Here is a 16,540-nt window from a genome sequence, read left to right as displayed (position 1 = left end):
ATGCACGAACCAGCCACTGTCCGTTCTCGTGCTGCCGCTGACAGGTGGGAGCGGCTCCCGGACGACCTCGAGGCCCCGGTGGCCGAGCTGCTCGGAGCTGAGCTGGCGCGGCGGACACTGGGCCTGGAGACGGTCACTGCGCTCCTCGTGGTGTCCATGAGCCGCCGGGGAAGCCGCTCCTTCACGGCCGTGTGCCAGTGGCCCCGCCTGCATCCCCTGAACGAGCGGGCGGTCGCCGTGCGCCACCACCCGCTGATCATGGTCGAGTCCACGCGGCAGCTCGCGATGGCGTTGCGGCACCGGCGACTCCCCGAGAGCGGCACGCCACCACTGCGGGCCGTCTCGGTCCGCCTCGGTCTGCACGCCGCCGCACTGCCGACCGAGCAAGGAAGCGCCACCGACGTGGCCGTACAGCTCACCGTCAGTGACCTCGCGGCAGACAGCGGCGGCCTTGCCGCCTATCGCGTCACCGCGGAGTTCGCCCATGCGGCGAGGCCTCTCGGATGGTGCTCCATGCGCTTCGCCCGAGCCACCCCGCAGCCTCCGCCCGCCGCCGAAGCCGGTCCCCGAGCCGGTCTGCTGCATCCGCCGGCCGGGGCCGTGGGCGCCGCCGCCGACACCGACGTCCTGCTCGCGCGAGCGCCCCAGGCGGGGCTGGTCATCCTGCCGCGCGACCCCGGACATCCGATCCTCCTCGCGGGCCGTCCCGCCCTGCTGCCCGCGCCGACGGTCCTGGAGGCCGGACGACAGGCCGTGATGCTCACATCCGGCAGCACCGCGGAAGCCGTGGTCGGGCTGAGCGTGGAGATACGGGCAGCGGTGCCGTGGCGCGGCGCCGGTGTCGAAGTGACGACGGAGCCGTGCGGGGCACGGTTCGCCGTGACCGTCGGCCCGCAGCTCTGCGCCACGGGCACGGTCGCCCTGCTGCGCCCCTGAGCGGACGTCGTCGAGCACGGAAGGAATCGATCATGGAAACAGTCCGGCAGCCCAGCCGAAGGCCCCTGAACTGCCTGGTCACAGGGGCATCCGGGTACGTCGGCGGGCGACTGGTGCCCGAACTCCTCGAAGCCGGCCACCACGTGCGGTGCCTGGCCCGCGCACCGGACAAGCTCCGCGATCACCCGTGGGCCGGGGACGTCGATGCGGTGCGGGGCGATGTGACCGACGAGGAGTCCGTGGCGGCGGCGATGAGCGGTATCGACGTCGCGTACTACCTGGTGCACGCGCTCGGCTCCGGCGCCGGATTCGAGGAGACCGACCGTCGCGCGGCTCGTGTCTTCGCCGAGCAGGCGCACGCCGCCGGTGTGCGGCGGATCGTCTACCTGGGCGGGCTCACCCCCCGGGGCGTACCCGAGGACGAACTCTCCCCGCACCTGCGCTCCCGCGCCGAGGTCGGACGGATCTTCCTGGACGGCCCGGTGCCCGCCACGGTGCTGCGGGCCGCCGTGGTGATCGGCTCAGGGTCGGCCTCGTTCGAGATGCTGCGCTACCTGACCGAGCGGCTGCCGGTGATGGTCACTCCCAGCTGGGTGCACACCCGCACCCAGCCCATCGGAATCCGCGATGTCCTGCGCTACCTCGTCGGTTCCGCCACGATGCCGCAGGACGTGGACCGGGCCTTCGACATCGGAGGTCCGGACGTCCTCACCTACCGTCGGATGATGCGCGGCTACGCGGCCGTGGCCGGACTGCGCAAGCGGATCGTCGTGCCGGTGCCGATGCTCACCCCGAGGCTGTCCAGCCACTGGGTCGGGCTCGTCACCCCGGTGCCCGCCGCCATCGCCCGTCCACTGACGGAGTCACTGCGTCACGAGGTCGTCTGCCACGAACACGACATCGCGCGGTACGTGCCCGACCTTCCCGGTCGGCCGCTGCCGTTCGACGAGGCGCTCGCCCTCGCGCTGCGCCGGGTGCGGGAGGCGCAGGTCGCGACCCGCTGGTCCTCCGCCTCCGTACCCGGCGCGCCCAGCGACCCGCTGCCCACCGACCCGGACTGGGCGGGCGGCAGCCTCTACGAGGACGAGCGGCAGCGGGCGGTCGACGTGCCCCCGGACGTGCTGTGGAAGGTGATCGAGGGGGTCGGCGGCGACAACGGCTGGTACTCGATGCCGCTCGCGTGGGCGGTCCGGGGCCGGCTCGACCGGTTCGTCGGAGGCGTCGGCCTGCGGCGCGGCCGCAGGGACGCCGCGCGGCTGCGGGTGGGGGACTGCCTGGACTTCTGGCGCGTCGAGGAGATCGAACCGGGCCGTCTGCTGCGGCTCCGGGCGGAGATGCGGCTGCCCGGCCTCGCGTGGCTCGAGATGTACGCGGAGTCGGACGACGCAGGGCGCACCCGCTACCGGCAGCGCGCCCTGTTCCACCCGCGTGGCCTGCTCGGTCACGCCTACTGGTGGGCCGTGTTCCCCTTCCACGCCGTCGTGTTCGGCGGCATGGCCCGCAACATCACCCAGGCCGCCGCCAAGGGCCTGGACGCACACCGGGACACGTCCCGCTCCGGCCCCGGCCTGCCCGTGCGCTCCGGACGCACGGACCGCCGGTGACACGACCCGCACCACACCACCCCAGGGGAGCCACTCCATGACCGTCGCGGTCGTCCTTTTCACCTCCGACCTGCGCCTGCACGACCACCCGCCGCTGCGGGCCGCGCTCGCGGCCGCCGACGAAGTGGTGCCGCTCTTCGTCCGTGACCCCGCCGTGCACGCGGCCGGCTTCGACGCGCCCAATCGCAGCGCCTTTCTGGCCGACTGCCTCACCGACCTCGACCGCGCGCTGCGTGAGCGCGGCGGACGTCTCGTCGTGCGCGGCGGACCCGTGGCCGAGGTGGTGTCACGGGTCGTCACCGAGTGCGGGGCGAGCGAGGTGCACATGGCCGCCGGTGTCACCACGCACGCCCACCGGCGCGAGCGGCGCCTGCGGGACGCCCTCGCCACCTGCGGCGCCGCCCTGCACCTGCACGACGCCGTGATCACCGCCGTCGCCCCCGGAGCCCTGACCCCCGCGGGCAAGGACCACTACGCCGTGTTCACGCCCTACCTGCGCCGCTGGTCGCAGGAGCTGCTGCGGCAGGTCCTCCCGGCACCGCGCGCCGTGCGCGTCCCCGACGAGGTGCACGGTGAACGGCTTCCCTCCCGCGACGGTCTTTCCGGCCTCTCGCCGGACCTGCCCGACGGCGGGGAGACGGCAGGGCGCGCACGCCTCTCGCGCTGGACGCGATCCTCCCTCGCCGGATACGAGGACGGCCACGACGACCTGGCGGGCGACACGACCTCGCGGCTCTCTCCCTATCTGCACTTCGGCGCCCTGTCACCGGTCGAGGTCGTCCAGCGGGCCCGCGCCCACGGCGGCGCGGGCGCGGAGGCTTTCGTACGTCAGGTGTGCTGGCGCGACTTCCACCACCAGGTCCTCGCCGCCCGCCCTGACGCCTCCGTCCAGGAATACCGCGGCCACCGGGACCGCTGGCGGACCGAGGCGAACGCCGCCGACGACATCGCCGCCTGGCGGGAAGGGCGTACCGGCTATCCGGTCGTCGACGCCGCCATGCGGCAACTGGCCCACGAGGGCTGGATGCACAACCGAGGACGCCTGCTCGCGGCCGGCTTCCTCACCAAGACGCTCTACGTGGACTGGCGGATCGGCGCCCGGCACTTCCTGCGTCTGCTGGTCGACGGCGACATCGCCAACAACCAGCTCAACTGGCAGTGGGTCGCGGGAACCGGCACCGACACCCGCCCCCACCGCGTCCTCAACCCCGTCCGCCAGGGCCTGCGCTTCGACCCGACCGGCGCCTACGTACGCCGCTGGGTGCCGGAGCTGAAGAACGTGGACGAGCGGCTGGTGCACGAGCCCTGGAGGCTGCCCCGGGCCGAGCGCGCCGCGCTCGACTACCCCGACCCGCTGATGGACCTCGCCGACGGTCTCGCCCGTTTCAAGCGCGCCCGGGACCGGGACTGAAGGGAGACCCGCGTGCACTGGCTCTTCGGCGACCAGCTCGGGCCCCACTTCCTCACACCCGCGGACGACGGCCCCGAACGCGACACCCCCCTGCTCATGATCGAGGCGAAGTCGGTGTTCCGGCGGCGGACCTTCCACCGCGCCAAGGCCCACCTCGTGCTCTCCGCGATGCGGCACCGGGCCGCGGAACTCGGCGACCGGCTCACCTACGTACGGGCCGACACCTATCGCGACGGACTTCAGAAGGCGGTGGGCGCCGCCGCGGTGACGGTCCATCACCCGACGTCCCATGCCGCCCTGCGCCTGGTGCGCTCCGCGCCGCACGTCACGGTGGGCCCGGCGCGCGGATTCCTGCTCCCCATGGACGAGTTCAGGACCTGGGCGGACGGCCACGACGGCAAGAGGCTGCGGCAGGAGGACTTCTACCGCTGGATGCGCCGACGACACGAGGTGCTGATGGAGGCGGCTGCTCCGGTGGGCGGCCGGTGGAACCACGACCACGACAACCGTGAGCCACCGCCCCGTCGAGCGGCCCGCCTGGGAGTCGCCGCTCCCTACCGGCCGCGCGAGGACGACATCGACGAAGAGGTCCGCCACGACCTCGACCGCTGGGAGCGGGACGGCGACGTCTCCTTCGTCGGCCGCGACGGGCCACGCCTCTTCCCCGCGACCCGCGCCGAGGCGCTCACGGCACTCCGCCGTTTCATCGACCACAGGCTCGCCACCTTCGGGCCGTACGAGGACGCCGTCCTCGCGGCCGACCCGGTCATGAGCCACAGCCTGTTGTCCGCCCCGCTCAACCTGGGGCTGCTCGATCCCGCCGAATGTGTCGAGCGGGCCGAGACGGCCTGGCGGGCGGGCACGGCGCCACTGAACAGCGTGGAGGGCTTCGTCCGGCAGATCGCGGGCTGGCGAGAGTACGTTCGGGCGGCGCCTACCTGAACCGCATGAGCGACCTGTGCGGACCCTGCCGGTACCGGCAGGGCGAGCGTGTCGGCGACCACGCCTGCCCCTACACCGCGGGCTACTGGACGTTCGTCGACCGGCACCGCGAACGCCTCGCGCGCCATCACCGCACAGCGCAGCCGGTGCGACAGCTCGACCGGCTCGGCGATCTCGCCGAGGTCCGCCGACAAGAGCACGAACGAGGTGACGCGCCGCCATGAGACCTGGACCGATCCACCGTTGGTGTGAGCGCCGACGAAGGTGACCGCGCACCGGGAAGGAATCAGCGCATCCGCCCGCGGGGCTGCCGCAGAAGTACTGGTGTACAGGTGACCGAGCGTGAGGAAGGTCTTGGAATGCTAGGACTGCGGCAGGACGCGGCTCCCCACGCCGGGCTCATGGACGCCCCGCGCACGGTCCAGCAGGTCACCGAAGCCGTGGAGAGGGTTCTCGGCGACGTTCTCGACACCGGACTGCGCCGCGCCCACGAGATCGACCCGGTGTACGCCCGCGACGTCGTGGCGCGCGTGACCGCGTTCGTGCGGCGAGGCGGGAAGCGGCTGCGCACGGCGTTCGTCTGGTCCGGCTGGCGCGCGGCGGGCGGTTCGGCCGACGCCACGGCCGTGCTCGCGGTCGGGGCCGCTCTGGAGCTCCTCCAGGCGTGCGCCCTCGTCCACGACGACGTGATGGACGGATCGTCCCTGCGCCGGGGCGGTCCGGCGATGCACGTCGACTTCGCACACCAGCACCGGGCGGACGGCATGGACGGCGCACCGGAGTCCTTCGCCGACTCCGCGGCGGTGCTCGCCGGGGACCTCGCGCTCGCCTGGGCCGACGACCTGCTCACCGAGGCGGCACTGGGCTCGCCGCACGGGGTGCGGCTCCACAGCGAGTGGCGGGCGATGCGCGGGGAGATGGTCGCCGGGCAGTACCGCGACCTGCACGCCCAGGCGACCGGCGCCCGCGGCCTCGACGAGGCCGTGACCATCGCCACGCTCAAGAGCGCCCTCTACACGGTCGAGCGCCCGCTGGCGCTCGGCGCGTCCCTCGCGGGCGCCGACGCGCGCACCCTGGACGCGTTGCGCTCCGCGGGCCGGTGCGCGGGGTTGGCGTTCCAGCTCAGGGACGACCTTCTCGGGGCCTTCGGGGACCCGCTGCTGACCGGGAAACCGGCCGACGACGACCTGCGCACACGCAAGCTCACCTACCTGCTCGCCGTCGCGCTGACCCTCGCCGACGCCTCCGGAGACGTCGACGCCACGGCCGTGCTCGCACCGGCTGCGGAGCCTCGCTCCGACGCCACGGTGGAACGCATGCGCCTCGCGCTCGAACGCACGGGCGCGCGCGCCATGGTCGAGGCGAAGATCGACGAACTCGCGGCCAAGAGTCTGCGGTACTTCGGCGAGAGCGGCGCGAGCCCTGAGGCACAGGGCGAGTTCGCCGCGCTCGTGGAGCGCGCCTCGGGCCCTGCCCCACAGCGACGAGGGGCGGCACGGTGAAGGCCCTACCGGGCCCCACCGACCACGTCGTCGTGGTCGGTGCCGGGCTCTCCGGGCTCGCCTGCGCGCTCCACCTGCTCGGCGCAGGGCGCCGGGTGACGGTCGTCGAACGGGACGTCGTGCCCGGCGGCCGGGCCGGACGAGTGGACCTCGACGGCTACCGCGTGGACACCGGCCCGACGGTCCTGACCATGCCGCACCTGGCCGACGAGGCATTCGCCGCCGTCGGCGAGAGCCTGCACTCCCGGGTGGACCTCGTGGCGCTGCACCCGGCCTATCGCGCGAGCTTCGCCGACGGCAGTTCCCTGGACGTGCACACCGACGGCGAGGCGATGGAAGAAGAGGTCAGACGCTTCGCCGGCCCCGGCCAGGCCGCCGGCTACCGCAGGCTGAGGCAGTGGTTGGAGCGGCTCTACCGCGCGCAGATGCGGCGCTTCATCGACACCAACTTCGACTCGCCGTTCCAACTGCTGCATCCGGATCTGGCGCGGCTCGCGGCCCTCGGTGGTTTCGGGCGCCTCGACCGGCGTGTAGGGCGGTTCCTCTCCGACCCCCGGCTGCGCCGCGTCTTCACCTTCCAGGCCCTCTACGCCGGAGTCGCGCCCGCGCGGGCACTCGCGGCGTACGCCGTGATCGCCTACATGGACACCGTGGCCGGAGTCTGGTTCCCCAAGGGCGGCATGCACGCGCTGCCCCGTGCGATGGCCGACGCCGCCGCCGGGGCGGGCGCCGACTTCCGGTGGTCCACCGAGGTGAGCGCGCTGGAGCGATCCGCGGGCCGGGTGCGTGCCGTACACCTCGCCGACGGGCAGCGGATCGGCTGCGACGCGGTGGTCCTGTCCTGCGAACTCCCCTCCGCGTACCGCCTCCTGGGCCGGACCCCGCGACGCCCGGTGGGGCTGCGCCACTCGCCGTCCGCGGTGATCCTCCACGCCGGGACCGACCGCACCTGGCCCGCTCTCGCCCACCACACGCTCTCCTTCGGCGCGGCCTGGGAGCAGACCTTCGACGAGCTGACCCGCACCGGAAGCCTGATGAGCGACCCGTCCCTGCTCATCACCCGGCCCACGACACACGACCCCGCCCTCGCGCCGCCGGGACGGCACCTGCACTACGTGCTCGCCCCGTGCCCGAACACCGACACCGGGCCCTCGGCGGCGGCCTGGCGCGACCTCGGGCCCCGCTATCGCGACAGCCTGTCCGCCGTCCTGGAGCGCCGGGGCCTGGACGGGTTCGGGGCCGCCGTCCAGAAGGAACTCCTCGTCACCCCGCTCGACTGGGCGGCGCAGGGGCACGCGGCGGGCAGCCCCTTCTCGGTCTCCCACACGTTCGCCCAGACCGGCCCCTTCCGGCCCCGCAATCTGGTCAGCGGCCTCGACAACGTCGTGCTCGCCGGCTGCGGGACCACTCCCGGGGTCGGCGTGCCGACCGTGCTCATCAGCGGCAAGCTCGCCGCGGCGCGCGTCACCGGCGCCGTTCCCCGGAGACGGCCGGGCAGGCCGTCGGCGACGGGCACCGCCGCGTCCCACACTCCCGCGAGAGGCACCGATGACCCGTCGTGAACTGGACGCCGCCGGGATCGCCGATCCCGCGTTGCGCGCCGCGTACACCCACTGCCGGAACCTGAACGCACGCCACGGCCGGACCTACTTCCTCGCCACCCGGCTGCTGCCGGTGGAGCGCCGCTCGGCGGTGCACGCGCTGTACGGCTTCGCCCGCTGGGCCGACGACATCGTCGACGACAGCGACCGCCGCCTCACCCCCGCCGAGCGCGAGCGGCTGCTCGACCACCTGGAGGACGACCTCGCGCACGGTCTGCGCACGGGAGGCGGCGACCAGCCCGTGGTCCGCGCCGTCGCCGACACGGCCGCCCGGTACGCCATCGACCACACGCTGTTCGCCGACTTCCTCGCCTCCATGCGCAGCGATCTGACCGTCACGGACTACCCCGCCTACGCCGACCTGCGCGCGTACATGCACGGTTCGGCCGCGGTGATCGGCCTGCAGATGCTGCCGGTCCTGGGCACGACCGTGCCGCGCGAGGAAGCGGCGCCGCACGCGGAGGCCCTCGGAGTGGCGTTCCAGCTGACCAACTTCCTGCGGGACGTGGGCGAGGACCTGGACCGGGGCCGCGTCTACCTGCCGGCGGACCTGCTCGCCGCCCATGGCGTCGACCGGTCCCTGCTCCAGTGGAGCCGACGCACCGGACGCCACGACCGGCGCATCCGTGCCGCGCTGATCGCGGCCGAAGCGCTCACCAGGAACGTGTACAAGGACGCCGAGCCGGGAATCGCGATGCTCGACCCGCGAGTGCGCCCCTGCATCCGGACCGCCTTCACCCTGTACGGCGGCGTCCTCGACGCGATCGCCGACCAGGACTACGCCGTGCTGCACCGCCGAGCGGTGGTGTCCCGCAGGCGCAGGACGGCGACAGCCGCCGCAGGAGCCCTGCGCGTCGTCGCGGCGCGCTGCCGCGCCCGCCTCCCGGACACCCCCCTGACGACCGCACCGGGCAGCAGGGCACTTCAGCGGCACGGCACGTCAGCGGAAAGGACAGAGCAGTGACGGACGGTCGGAGCAGGTCCCGCTGGACACCTCCGTTGCGCCGCCGCCACGGGCCGGGGTGGGCCGCACAGAAGCCCACCTGGCAGGCCGCGCGCCCCGCCCTCATCGCCGAAGCGCTCAAGCGGGCCTCGGCACGCCCCTGCGGGAACTGGTTCGTGGTCGGCGCCTCGCGGGACGTCCGAGCGGGCGCGGGGCCCCGCGGCCGGACGGTGGGCGGCGTCGAGATCGTGCTGTGGCGCTCGGACGACGGTGAACCGCACGCGGGCCCGGGCGCCTGCCCTCACCTGGGCGCGCCACTGCGCGACAGCCGGGTGGTCTGCGGCACGCTGGTCTGCCACTGGCACGGACTGGCCCTGAACGGCGCCCCGTTCGCGGGCTGGGAGCCCTTCCCCGTCCACGACGACGGGGTGCTGTTGTGGGTACGGCTCGACGAGGTCGGCGGCGAGGAGCCGACGGAGTGCCCGTCCGTACCGGCCCGTCCGGCACCGAGCTCCGCTCTGGACGCCGTGTTCACCGCGGTGGGAGCGTGCGAGCCACAGGACGTCGTCGCCAACCGCCTCGACCCGTGGCACGGCTCGTGGTTCCACCCGTACTCCTTCGTGGACCTGACCGTCGCGCGCACGCCGACCGGCGACGGTGACGACGCCTTCGTCGTCGACGTCTCCTTCCGGGTCACGGGACGTCTCGTGGTGCCGGTGAGGGCGGAGTTCACCGCGCCCGGTCCGCGTACCGTCCTGATGCGCATCACCGAGGGAGAGGGCGCCTCCTCGGTCGTGGAGACCCACGCCACCCCGCTCACCGCCGAGGGAGCCGGGCGGCCGAGGACCGCGGTGGTCGAGGCGGTCGTCGCCGCCTCTGACCGCAGGGGGTTCGCTCTGGCACGGGTCGCCGCCCCCGCCCTGCGGCCCCTGATGCGCCGCACGGCGGGTCGCCTGTGGCGCGACGACATCGCCTACGCCGAGCGGCGCTGGACCCTGCGCAGCACCGGGCGCTTCCCTGGGTGAACCCGTCTCGTCGGGCCGGGCGCCTCCTCGCGCAGGCTGCGAGGAGGCGCCCGACAGCGTGGCGAGGGGATCAGCGCTCGGCGAGTGCTCCCAGCGCCCGCAACGCGGCCGAGCGCCCGGCGCGCGGCACCGTCCACAGCACCTGCCCGCGCACGCCCCAGCGGGCGAGCAGCTCGTTGGCGGCCAGGAAACCGGTGGTGGCGGCCCGCTCCATCAGCGCCACCGGAAGGTCGCAGCGCACCGAGTCCCCGGCCAGCGTCAGCCAGGCGTGCGGGCCGCGCACGGTGGGACGGCGGTGGTACGACCCGAGCGGGAAGAGCGGGCAGTCGCAACGCCACACATGACGGGCGTCCACGATCCCGGCCTCCCGTGTCTCCGGATACACCTCCCGCAGTCGCTCGACCAGTCCGGCCTCCACGGTGCTGCGGTCGGCGGCCGGATCGACGGCGTAGGCATGCAGCTCGACCACACAGCCGCCGGTCCGCGCGGCCCACAGGGCGGCCTCGCTCTCGTAGCGGTCGAGGACGCTGATGTTGTCGAGGCCCCCGTATCCGCTGGTGCCGAGGAACGCGGCCCGGTGGGCGCGAACCGGCCGGTCGAGCCAGAGCCTGGTCACGAGGAACGGCGGCGCCGAGCGCAGAGCCGCGATGTCCTCCCGCCAGGACGGAGTGCCCAGTTCGGGCGACGCGGCGACCACCTGGCGCAGCCCGCCCGCGTCGAGGGCGAGGACGACCGCGTCGTGGACCTCGGCCGATGCCTCGGTGCGCACCTCGGCCCGCTCGTCGTCACGCGGTCGCACCTGGCGCACGGCCGTGCCGGTGCGGACATCCGCACCGAGGCGCTGAAGATAATCGCCCAGGGGATCCCAGAGGGCCTGCGGGAAAGGAGCGTCCGGGACGTCGAAGAGAAGCCCCTCGGCGGAACCGAGGAAGTAGATGTGGAACATCAGGAGCAGTTCGGCGGCCGACAGTTCACGCGGGTCGGCGAAGAAGCTCCGCGAGAACACCTCGAACGCCAAGTGGTGGGCCGCTTCGGGGAAGCGGACCTGTTCGAGGAACGCGGTCGCGCTGACGGAGTCGAAGCGCTCGTAGACCTGCGGCACCCGCACGTCGAGGAGCGGCAGGGCCGCCCGGGGGTTCATGGCGGCGAGGTCCCGCCAGCCGAACGTGGGGCTCAGAGCGACGAACCCCAGGGCGCTCAGCGGCGGTGTGCGCGGGACACGGGCAAAGCTGTCGGTGAGCCCGCCGCTGTGGCGCAGGGGATAGTCGGGGACCGGCGTGAGCCGGGTGAGACCCGGGTCCGTGCGCCGCAGCAGCCCCCGCAGGTTGTAGTACTGACGGAAGAAGGCGTGGAAGCCACGGCTCATGGTCACCGCGGAGCCGTCGGTCAGGCGCGTGCGCCATCCGGCCAGGCGGCCGCCGAGCGCCCCCTCCCGCTCGTACACCGTCACGTGAGCGCCGCGTTCGGCCAACAGGACGGCGGCGGCGAGACCGGCGATGCCGCCCCCGATCACGGCGACGCGCGGTGCGTCCGCCGACGCGAAGCGGTCCCGGCCCGGCCGGGGCATCAGGACTTCGGCCCTGCGGTCCCGCCCCCGCCGGGCCGCGCGCGGTGGAGCGCTCATACGGCCTGCTCCTTCGCCGCGGCGGATGCGCCGTTGCGGGCCAGGAACGTGTGCACGATCCCCGTCTGCCAGCCTGCGACGGGAGCGGTGCGCACTCCGGTGAACCCGGCACGGGACAACCGGTCCGCGAAGGCCGGCGCGGTGTCGAACGCGAGCACACTGCGCCACAGGTGGCGGTAGAGGGCACGGTCACCGCTGAGCGTCCCCACGGGGATGATCACGCCCTGGCACACGGCGGTCCACAGCGCGCGGTGGACGATCGAACCGCTGAGGCTGTACTCGTGGACGACGAGCCGGCCGCCCGGTCGCAGTCGGCTGCGCACGGCCGCGAGGACGCTGTCGGGGTGCGTGACGTTGCGGAACAGGTAGGCGGCGAAGACCGCGTCGAAAGGCCCTTCCTGCATCCCCGGCAGCGACTCGGCGGCCTGATGCACGAAGTGCACCCGCGCGGGCCAAGCCTTGGCCCGCGCGCGCCGCAGCATCCCGGCGGAGGCGTCGACGGCGGTGATCCGGGCCTGGGGCGCGGCCCGCAGCAGCGCGCGCGTGGAGGCACCGGTGCCACAGCCGAGATCGAGCACGTGCAGTCCCGCGCCCTCACCGGGCAGTCCGAGCCGGCGCGCCGAGCGGAGCAAGTCAGTCCGGTAGCCGGGGTTCAAGGCGGTGAGGAGGTCGTAGGTGCGCGCGGCGTCGTCGAAGGCGTGGGTGAGGTCGTGGTCGTGCAACAAGGCCATCAGGGGCTCTCTTCGCCGGGGGGAGGGGGAGGGGGAGCGGGGGCGGTTCGCTGTCGCCCGCGCAGGAAGGGGAGTTCGGCCGCGGTGCGCAGCATGGGCCACACGGGGCTGCACAGTCCGATGCTCCACTCCTCCCAGGGGCTCGTGGCACCGTCGAGGAAGCGCAGCAGACGCTCGGCCGGGGTGCGCCGGAAGAGTTCGGCGAAGAACGCGGGGCCGTCGATCCGCCCGGTGTCCAGCGCCCGCAGCAGCACCGCGTCGAGCGCAAGGGCCCGCCGACCGTGAGCGGGAGGCACGGCCACGCGCCCGCGGCGCACACTCTCGGCGATGGCCCGGCTCTGCCGCTGCACGGCCGCGAACGTGTATCCCGTCGCCGGCCGGGTGGCGCCGCCCGCTGCCCCGATCCGGTAGACGCAAGGACTCACCCGGCGCGGGAAGCGCCCGTCCGTCATCGGGATGACACCCTGCTCCGCCGCTTCCACGGTCCAGGCGCCGAGCCCGAGGACTTCACGGCTGTAGTGGGCCAGTGCCGCGTCGTAGGCGTCCGTGCTGAGGGGGGCGCGGGAGAACTGGGTGTACTCCACGAGCGCCCGGTCCGGGGCCAGCGGCAGCACGTACCCGAAGGCGAGCCCGTGCCGGGGCTGCGGGACCCGGAAGTCCATCAGGTCCGCGACTGCCGGGTCGAAGCGCTCCGTGGCGGTCTGCACGAACCAGCCGCGGAAGTGCTGCAGCAGGCGTGTCCGGGCAGGGGGGAGCTCGGGCACGGGGCGGGAGTCGAAGACCAGGCCGGCCCGCAGCGTCAGGGTCCCGCCGCCGGGAAGGGCGCAGTCGACCTCGGCGCCGTCGCCCGCGTCACGCACCGCGCCCGCGGTCGCCCGCACCACTTGTGCGCCGGGGGACTGGGCGAGGCGGGCGTGCACCAGCCGCTCGAACGCCCCGGACCGCAGCATGCGGTAGCGGAACGGGTCGGGGGTGACGGTCACCGGGCTGCCGTCGGCGGAGTGCACGCGCAGGCGGGACCAGGAGGCGCTCACCGCCTCCTCGAAGTCGCCGGTGCCCGTCTCCCAGAAGCACCAGGTCCGCTCCGGCGGTCGCAGCGGCCCGTCGGGGGCCTCGACGACGGTCACCGTGGCCGAGCCGACGGCGGCCAGCCGGTGCGCCAGGCTGAGTCCGGCCGCGCCTGCGCCCACGACGACCACGTCGGACCTGACGTCGGAGGGGCGCCGGGGCGTCGGGCGCGTCACCGGGCTCGCCGCTCGATGGTGGGGGATCCGTCCGCGGTGGTGCGCAGGAGTTCCGCGTTCCGGGCCATGGCGTCCACCATGGCTGCGACGACCGTGTTCACGTCGGTGCCCGCGGGCAGCGGCGGGGCACTGCCGGTGACGGGCCGGTCGGTGAAGCCGGTGTCCAGGTGGCCGGGCCGGAGTCCGAGCACCCGGACACCCGCGGTTCGTGTCTCTCGGCGCACCGCGGCGAGCCAAGCGCTCAAGGCCGCCTTGGAAGCGCTGTAGTCGGCCATCCCCGGTTGCGGGCGCTGCGCGACGACACCGGTGACGGCCGCGATCAGCGAGCCGGGACCCATGACGCCCAGCGCGGCGCCGGGACCCATGACGCCCAGCGCGGCCCGGAAGAACGCCGCGGGCGCGGGGAAGTCGACCGCCATCAGACGCTCGGCCACCTCGTCACCGACCGCCTCGACGCTGCCGAAGGCCACCGATCCGAACACGGTCACGACGGCGTCGAGACCACCCGGTTCGGCCGCCGCCGTGTGCACGGCCCGCGCACAGGACGCCGGATCGTACGCGTTGAACACCGTGGTCGGCGCCGTGCCATGGGCCCTCGCGGCGGCGGCCAGACGATGCGGGTCGCGTCCGGCCGGCGCAGGGCGCGCTCCCCGGCCGACCAGCTCAGCGGTGATCGCACCACCGAGAACGCCGGTCGCACCGGCCACCAGCACACGTGTGCCATGCCGTTCCATGCCTCACCCCGGATCACCCACTCGCCCTGCCGCATTCTCACTTCAGCCGTTCACCCGCCAACGGATGCACCGGGCCGTGACCGCAGGCCGTCAGGGGCGTGCGGCGTCTTCGAGCACCTCGCGGGCGGCCCGGCTGCCCGGCGCCAGCGCACCCTGCACCGACCCGGTCGCGCGATGGTCCCCGCACACGTACCGGCCCGCAGCGAAGCGGCTCGAACGGCTCAGCGGCAGCGGCGGCCCCGTCGCGGGCAGGGCTTGCGCGACGGTGTGGGAGGCGAGCTGCCGCCAGCCGCTGGTGTCGGTGCCGTACAGCTCGCCCGGTCGCCGGAGCACCATGCCCGGCGCGTCTGGTCTGTCGTCGCCGAGGACGGAGCTGGAGATCAGCGAGATGCTTCGTGGTGCGTAGGTGGGGGCGACCTCGCTGAGGGCAGGTGTCTCTCGCGGTGAGCGCCGTGAGCGCCGCCAGGTCGCGAGGAGACAGCGCTCGCATCCGGCGGCCCACATCGTCGGACGTCTCCAACAGCGCTACCCGCCGTTTGGAACGGCACAGATCCGGTGCGCAGGCGGGCCCGGCGAGTCCGGCCCCGACGACGATGTCCAAAGCCGGGTGCTGCTGAACGGTCATCTCACTCCTTGGCTGACGAACCACCCTCTACTCACCCAACCCGAAGGCCCGCAGCAAGGCACGCCGACACCAGCCCGCAAAACGGATCGAGACCGCGGGCTCCTTTGGACGCGACGGGGGAGGAGGCGGGGTCCGGGGTGCACACGGCGCCGGCATCGATGACGCTCGGATCGACGCCGTCCGCGACTCCGCGGACGGCACCCTCGGAGAGCGGGGTGAGCGGCGGGTGAACCCGTCGGTGCGGGGCAGGCGTTGGGGTCATTGTGCGGGCTCCGGGAGGTAGGACGGCTCTCCGTGGTCGGCGAGCGGCCGTAGGACCCGGGCGTGCGCCCGCACCAGCGGCTTGTCGAACACCGGGAAGTGATCGGTGAGGCCGTCCGCGGACTCGCCGTCGAGTTCTGCGAGGCCGCTGCGGAGGAGGGCCACGTTCTGCCGGACCTGTCCGAGTGTGCGCAGTGCGGAGGGGCCGTCGGTCTTGCGCGGGTTGGGGGTGTTGTGCGCCAGGGCCAGGGCCAGGGCACCTGGCGCTGTGCAGGGCGGCGCTGCGCCGTACCGCTTCGTATCTGTCCCTGGATGAGGAGGCGCGCTATGGCAGGCGGCTGAGACAGCGTCATCACTGAGCTTCTTCGAGTTGGCCACTGATCGGGTGACGGGCCGTGAAGCGCAACGAGCGAGGCCCCCGGGCTGTTGATCGAGATGTCTGACGCCTCAACCATGCTGCTCGGGGGCCTCGTTGGTCATCCATCCTGCCGCATGGACTCGTGGAGCGGGTCACCATGCTGCTCAGCACCCGCGAGGGTGACCGGCGCTGCACGCTCCGCCCGTTCCAGCGCGCGATGGTGGCACTGGTGTACCTGCGCGGACACACCACCCTCGCGAAGATCACCGCCGGGTTCGGGATCAGCGAGTCCACCGCTCACGCCAACACCCGCACGGTCGTAGACCTGCTCACCGCTCGTGCCCCTGATCTGCTGAAGACGCTGCGCGAGCACGACCCCGACTTCGTCCTGCTCGACGGCACCCTCGCCGAGTGCGACCGGGTCGGCGACAGCCGGGCCGGCTACTCCCACAGACACCGGCGCCACGGCGTGAACGTGCAGGTCGTCACCGACCCCAACGGCCGGCTGCTGTGGCTCTCGCCCGCCCTGCCGGGCCGCACCCACGACCTGACCGCCGCCCGCACCCACCTGATCATCCGGATCTGCGAGCGCCAAGGCGTTCCCATCCTGGCCGATCTTGCCTACCAGGGCGGCGGCACATGGCTCACCACCGGCATCAAGCGCAAGCCCCTGCAGGATCTCACCCCTACCGAGAGGACTCTGAATCAGGCACTGGCCGCAGCGCGAGCACCCGTCGAACGCGGCGTCGCGAGGCTGAAGTCCTGGCGGAACTTCCGCAGGTCCCGATGCAGCCCCCATCGCATGACGTCAATCGCCAAGGCCATCCTCACGCTGGAGCGGCAACGCAGAAGAAGCTCACGGATCCCCGGCTCTGCACGGCCATCGTCGACCGGCTGACCTTCAACGGCACGATCATCGAGACCGGCACCGACTCCTACCGCCTCGCCCAGTCCCGGGCCGAGGCAGAACAAGCCGCCGCGACCTGAACAGAGCCGGGG

13 protein-coding genes and 4 pseudogenes are annotated in these 16,540 nt (G+C 73.5%); 10 read left to right on the top strand and 7 right to left on the bottom strand.

The window, feature by feature from the left end; genetic code table 11:
- The 8 genes and pseudogenes from QUY26_RS00290 to QUY26_RS00255 all read left to right on the top strand — a co-directional run bounded on the left by QUY26_RS00290 (position 1) and on the right by QUY26_RS00255 (position 9,964).
- Positions 1-936 carry an AfsA-related hotdog domain-containing protein gene (locus QUY26_RS00290; RefSeq protein WP_289943064.1) on the top strand — a complete coding sequence of 312 codons (936 nt, stop codon included), beginning with the start codon at positions 1-3 and terminating at the stop codon, positions 934-936.
- A 32-nt stretch (positions 937-968) separates the two neighbouring features.
- Positions 969-2,540, top strand: coding sequence for an SDR family oxidoreductase (locus tag QUY26_RS00285; RefSeq protein WP_289943063.1), 1,572 nt, complete (start codon positions 969-971; stop codon positions 2,538-2,540).
- A 37-nt stretch (positions 2,541-2,577) separates the two neighbouring features.
- Positions 2,578-3,951: a cryptochrome/photolyase family protein gene (locus tag QUY26_RS00280; protein ID WP_289943062.1), complete on the top strand. Its 1,374-nt coding sequence runs from the start codon at positions 2,578-2,580 to the stop codon at positions 3,949-3,951.
- Between the two features lie 12 nt (positions 3,952-3,963).
- Positions 3,964-5,117 (top strand): annotated as a pseudogene (locus QUY26_RS00275) (cryptochrome/photolyase family protein).
- Positions 5,118-5,252: 135 nt separating this feature from the next.
- The gene (locus tag QUY26_RS00270; protein WP_289943061.1) at positions 5,253-6,395 is read left to right on the top strand and encodes a polyprenyl synthetase family protein; all 1,143 of its coding nucleotides are present in this window, start codon (positions 5,253-5,255) and stop codon (positions 6,393-6,395) included.
- Positions 6,392-7,957, top strand: a complete 1,566-nt coding sequence (gene crtI, locus QUY26_RS00265; RefSeq protein ID WP_289943060.1) for a phytoene desaturase family protein — start codon at positions 6,392-6,394, stop codon at positions 7,955-7,957. Before QUY26_RS00270 ends, crtI begins: the two co-directional genes overlap by 4 nt.
- Complete coding sequence (locus QUY26_RS00260; RefSeq protein WP_289943059.1) at positions 7,944-8,960, top strand: phytoene/squalene synthase family protein; 1,017 nt, start codon at positions 7,944-7,946, stop codon at positions 8,958-8,960. The genes crtI and QUY26_RS00260 overlap by 14 nt, the downstream gene beginning before the upstream one ends.
- The gene (locus QUY26_RS00255; RefSeq protein ID WP_289943058.1) at positions 8,957-9,964 is read left to right on the top strand and encodes a DUF5914 domain-containing protein; all 1,008 of its coding nucleotides are present in this window, start codon (positions 8,957-8,959) and stop codon (positions 9,962-9,964) included. Before QUY26_RS00260 ends, QUY26_RS00255 begins: the two co-directional genes overlap by 4 nt.
- 70 nt (positions 9,965-10,034) lie before the next feature.
- Here the strand turns inward: QUY26_RS00255 and QUY26_RS00250 are convergent, their stop codons facing one another.
- From QUY26_RS00250 to QUY26_RS00225, 7 genes and pseudogenes are all read right to left on the bottom strand, one after another.
- A complete protein-coding gene (locus QUY26_RS00250) occupies positions 10,035-11,588 on the bottom strand; it encodes an FAD-dependent oxidoreductase (protein WP_289943057.1) in 1,554 nt (517 codons plus the stop codon).
- Positions 11,585-12,319 carry a methyltransferase domain-containing protein gene (locus tag QUY26_RS00245; RefSeq protein ID WP_289943056.1) on the bottom strand — a complete coding sequence of 245 codons (735 nt, stop codon included), beginning with the start codon at positions 12,317-12,319 and terminating at the stop codon, positions 11,585-11,587. The genes QUY26_RS00250 and QUY26_RS00245 overlap by 4 nt, the downstream gene beginning before the upstream one ends.
- Positions 12,319-13,563 carry a lycopene cyclase family protein gene (locus tag QUY26_RS00240; RefSeq protein WP_289943055.1) on the bottom strand — a complete coding sequence of 415 codons (1,245 nt, stop codon included), beginning with the start codon at positions 13,561-13,563 and terminating at the stop codon, positions 12,319-12,321. Before QUY26_RS00240 ends, QUY26_RS00245 begins: the two co-directional genes overlap by 1 nt.
- On the bottom strand, positions 13,560-14,270 hold the full coding sequence (locus tag QUY26_RS00235; protein ID WP_289943054.1) for an SDR family NAD(P)-dependent oxidoreductase: 711 nt from the start codon (positions 14,268-14,270) through the stop codon (positions 13,560-13,562). Before QUY26_RS00235 ends, QUY26_RS00240 begins: the two co-directional genes overlap by 4 nt.
- A 117-nt stretch (positions 14,271-14,387) precedes the next feature.
- A pseudogene (locus tag QUY26_RS00230) lies at positions 14,388-14,732 on the bottom strand (amine oxidase); the annotation flags it as partial.
- 61 nt (positions 14,733-14,793) lie between these two features.
- A pseudogene (locus QUY26_RS40875) lies at positions 14,794-14,922 on the bottom strand (NAD(P)-binding protein); the annotation flags it as partial.
- Between the two features lie 258 nt (positions 14,923-15,180).
- Positions 15,181-15,348: a hypothetical protein gene (locus tag QUY26_RS00225; RefSeq protein ID WP_289943053.1), complete on the bottom strand. Its 168-nt coding sequence runs from the start codon at positions 15,346-15,348 to the stop codon at positions 15,181-15,183.
- A gap of 350 nt (positions 15,349-15,698) precedes the next feature.
- Between QUY26_RS00225 and QUY26_RS00220 the strand changes: the two genes are divergently transcribed.
- Positions 15,699-16,439 (top strand): transposase family protein, encoded by a 741-nt coding sequence (locus tag QUY26_RS00220; protein ID WP_289943052.1) that lies wholly within the window; start codon positions 15,699-15,701, stop codon positions 16,437-16,439.
- Positions 16,391-16,528 (top strand): annotated as a pseudogene (locus QUY26_RS00215) (ATP-binding protein); the annotation flags it as partial. The gene QUY26_RS00220 and the pseudogene QUY26_RS00215, both read left to right, overlap by 49 nt.
- Between the last annotated feature and the right edge of the window lie 12 nt (positions 16,529-16,540).

The organism is Streptomyces flavofungini, assembly GCF_030388665.1.
In the GTDB taxonomy this organism is placed as follows: domain Bacteria; phylum Actinomycetota; class Actinomycetes; order Streptomycetales; family Streptomycetaceae; genus Streptomyces; species Streptomyces flavofungini_A.
The sequence above is the reverse complement of the archived record's forward strand: the minus strand, read 5'-3'. Positions and strand labels throughout refer to the sequence as shown.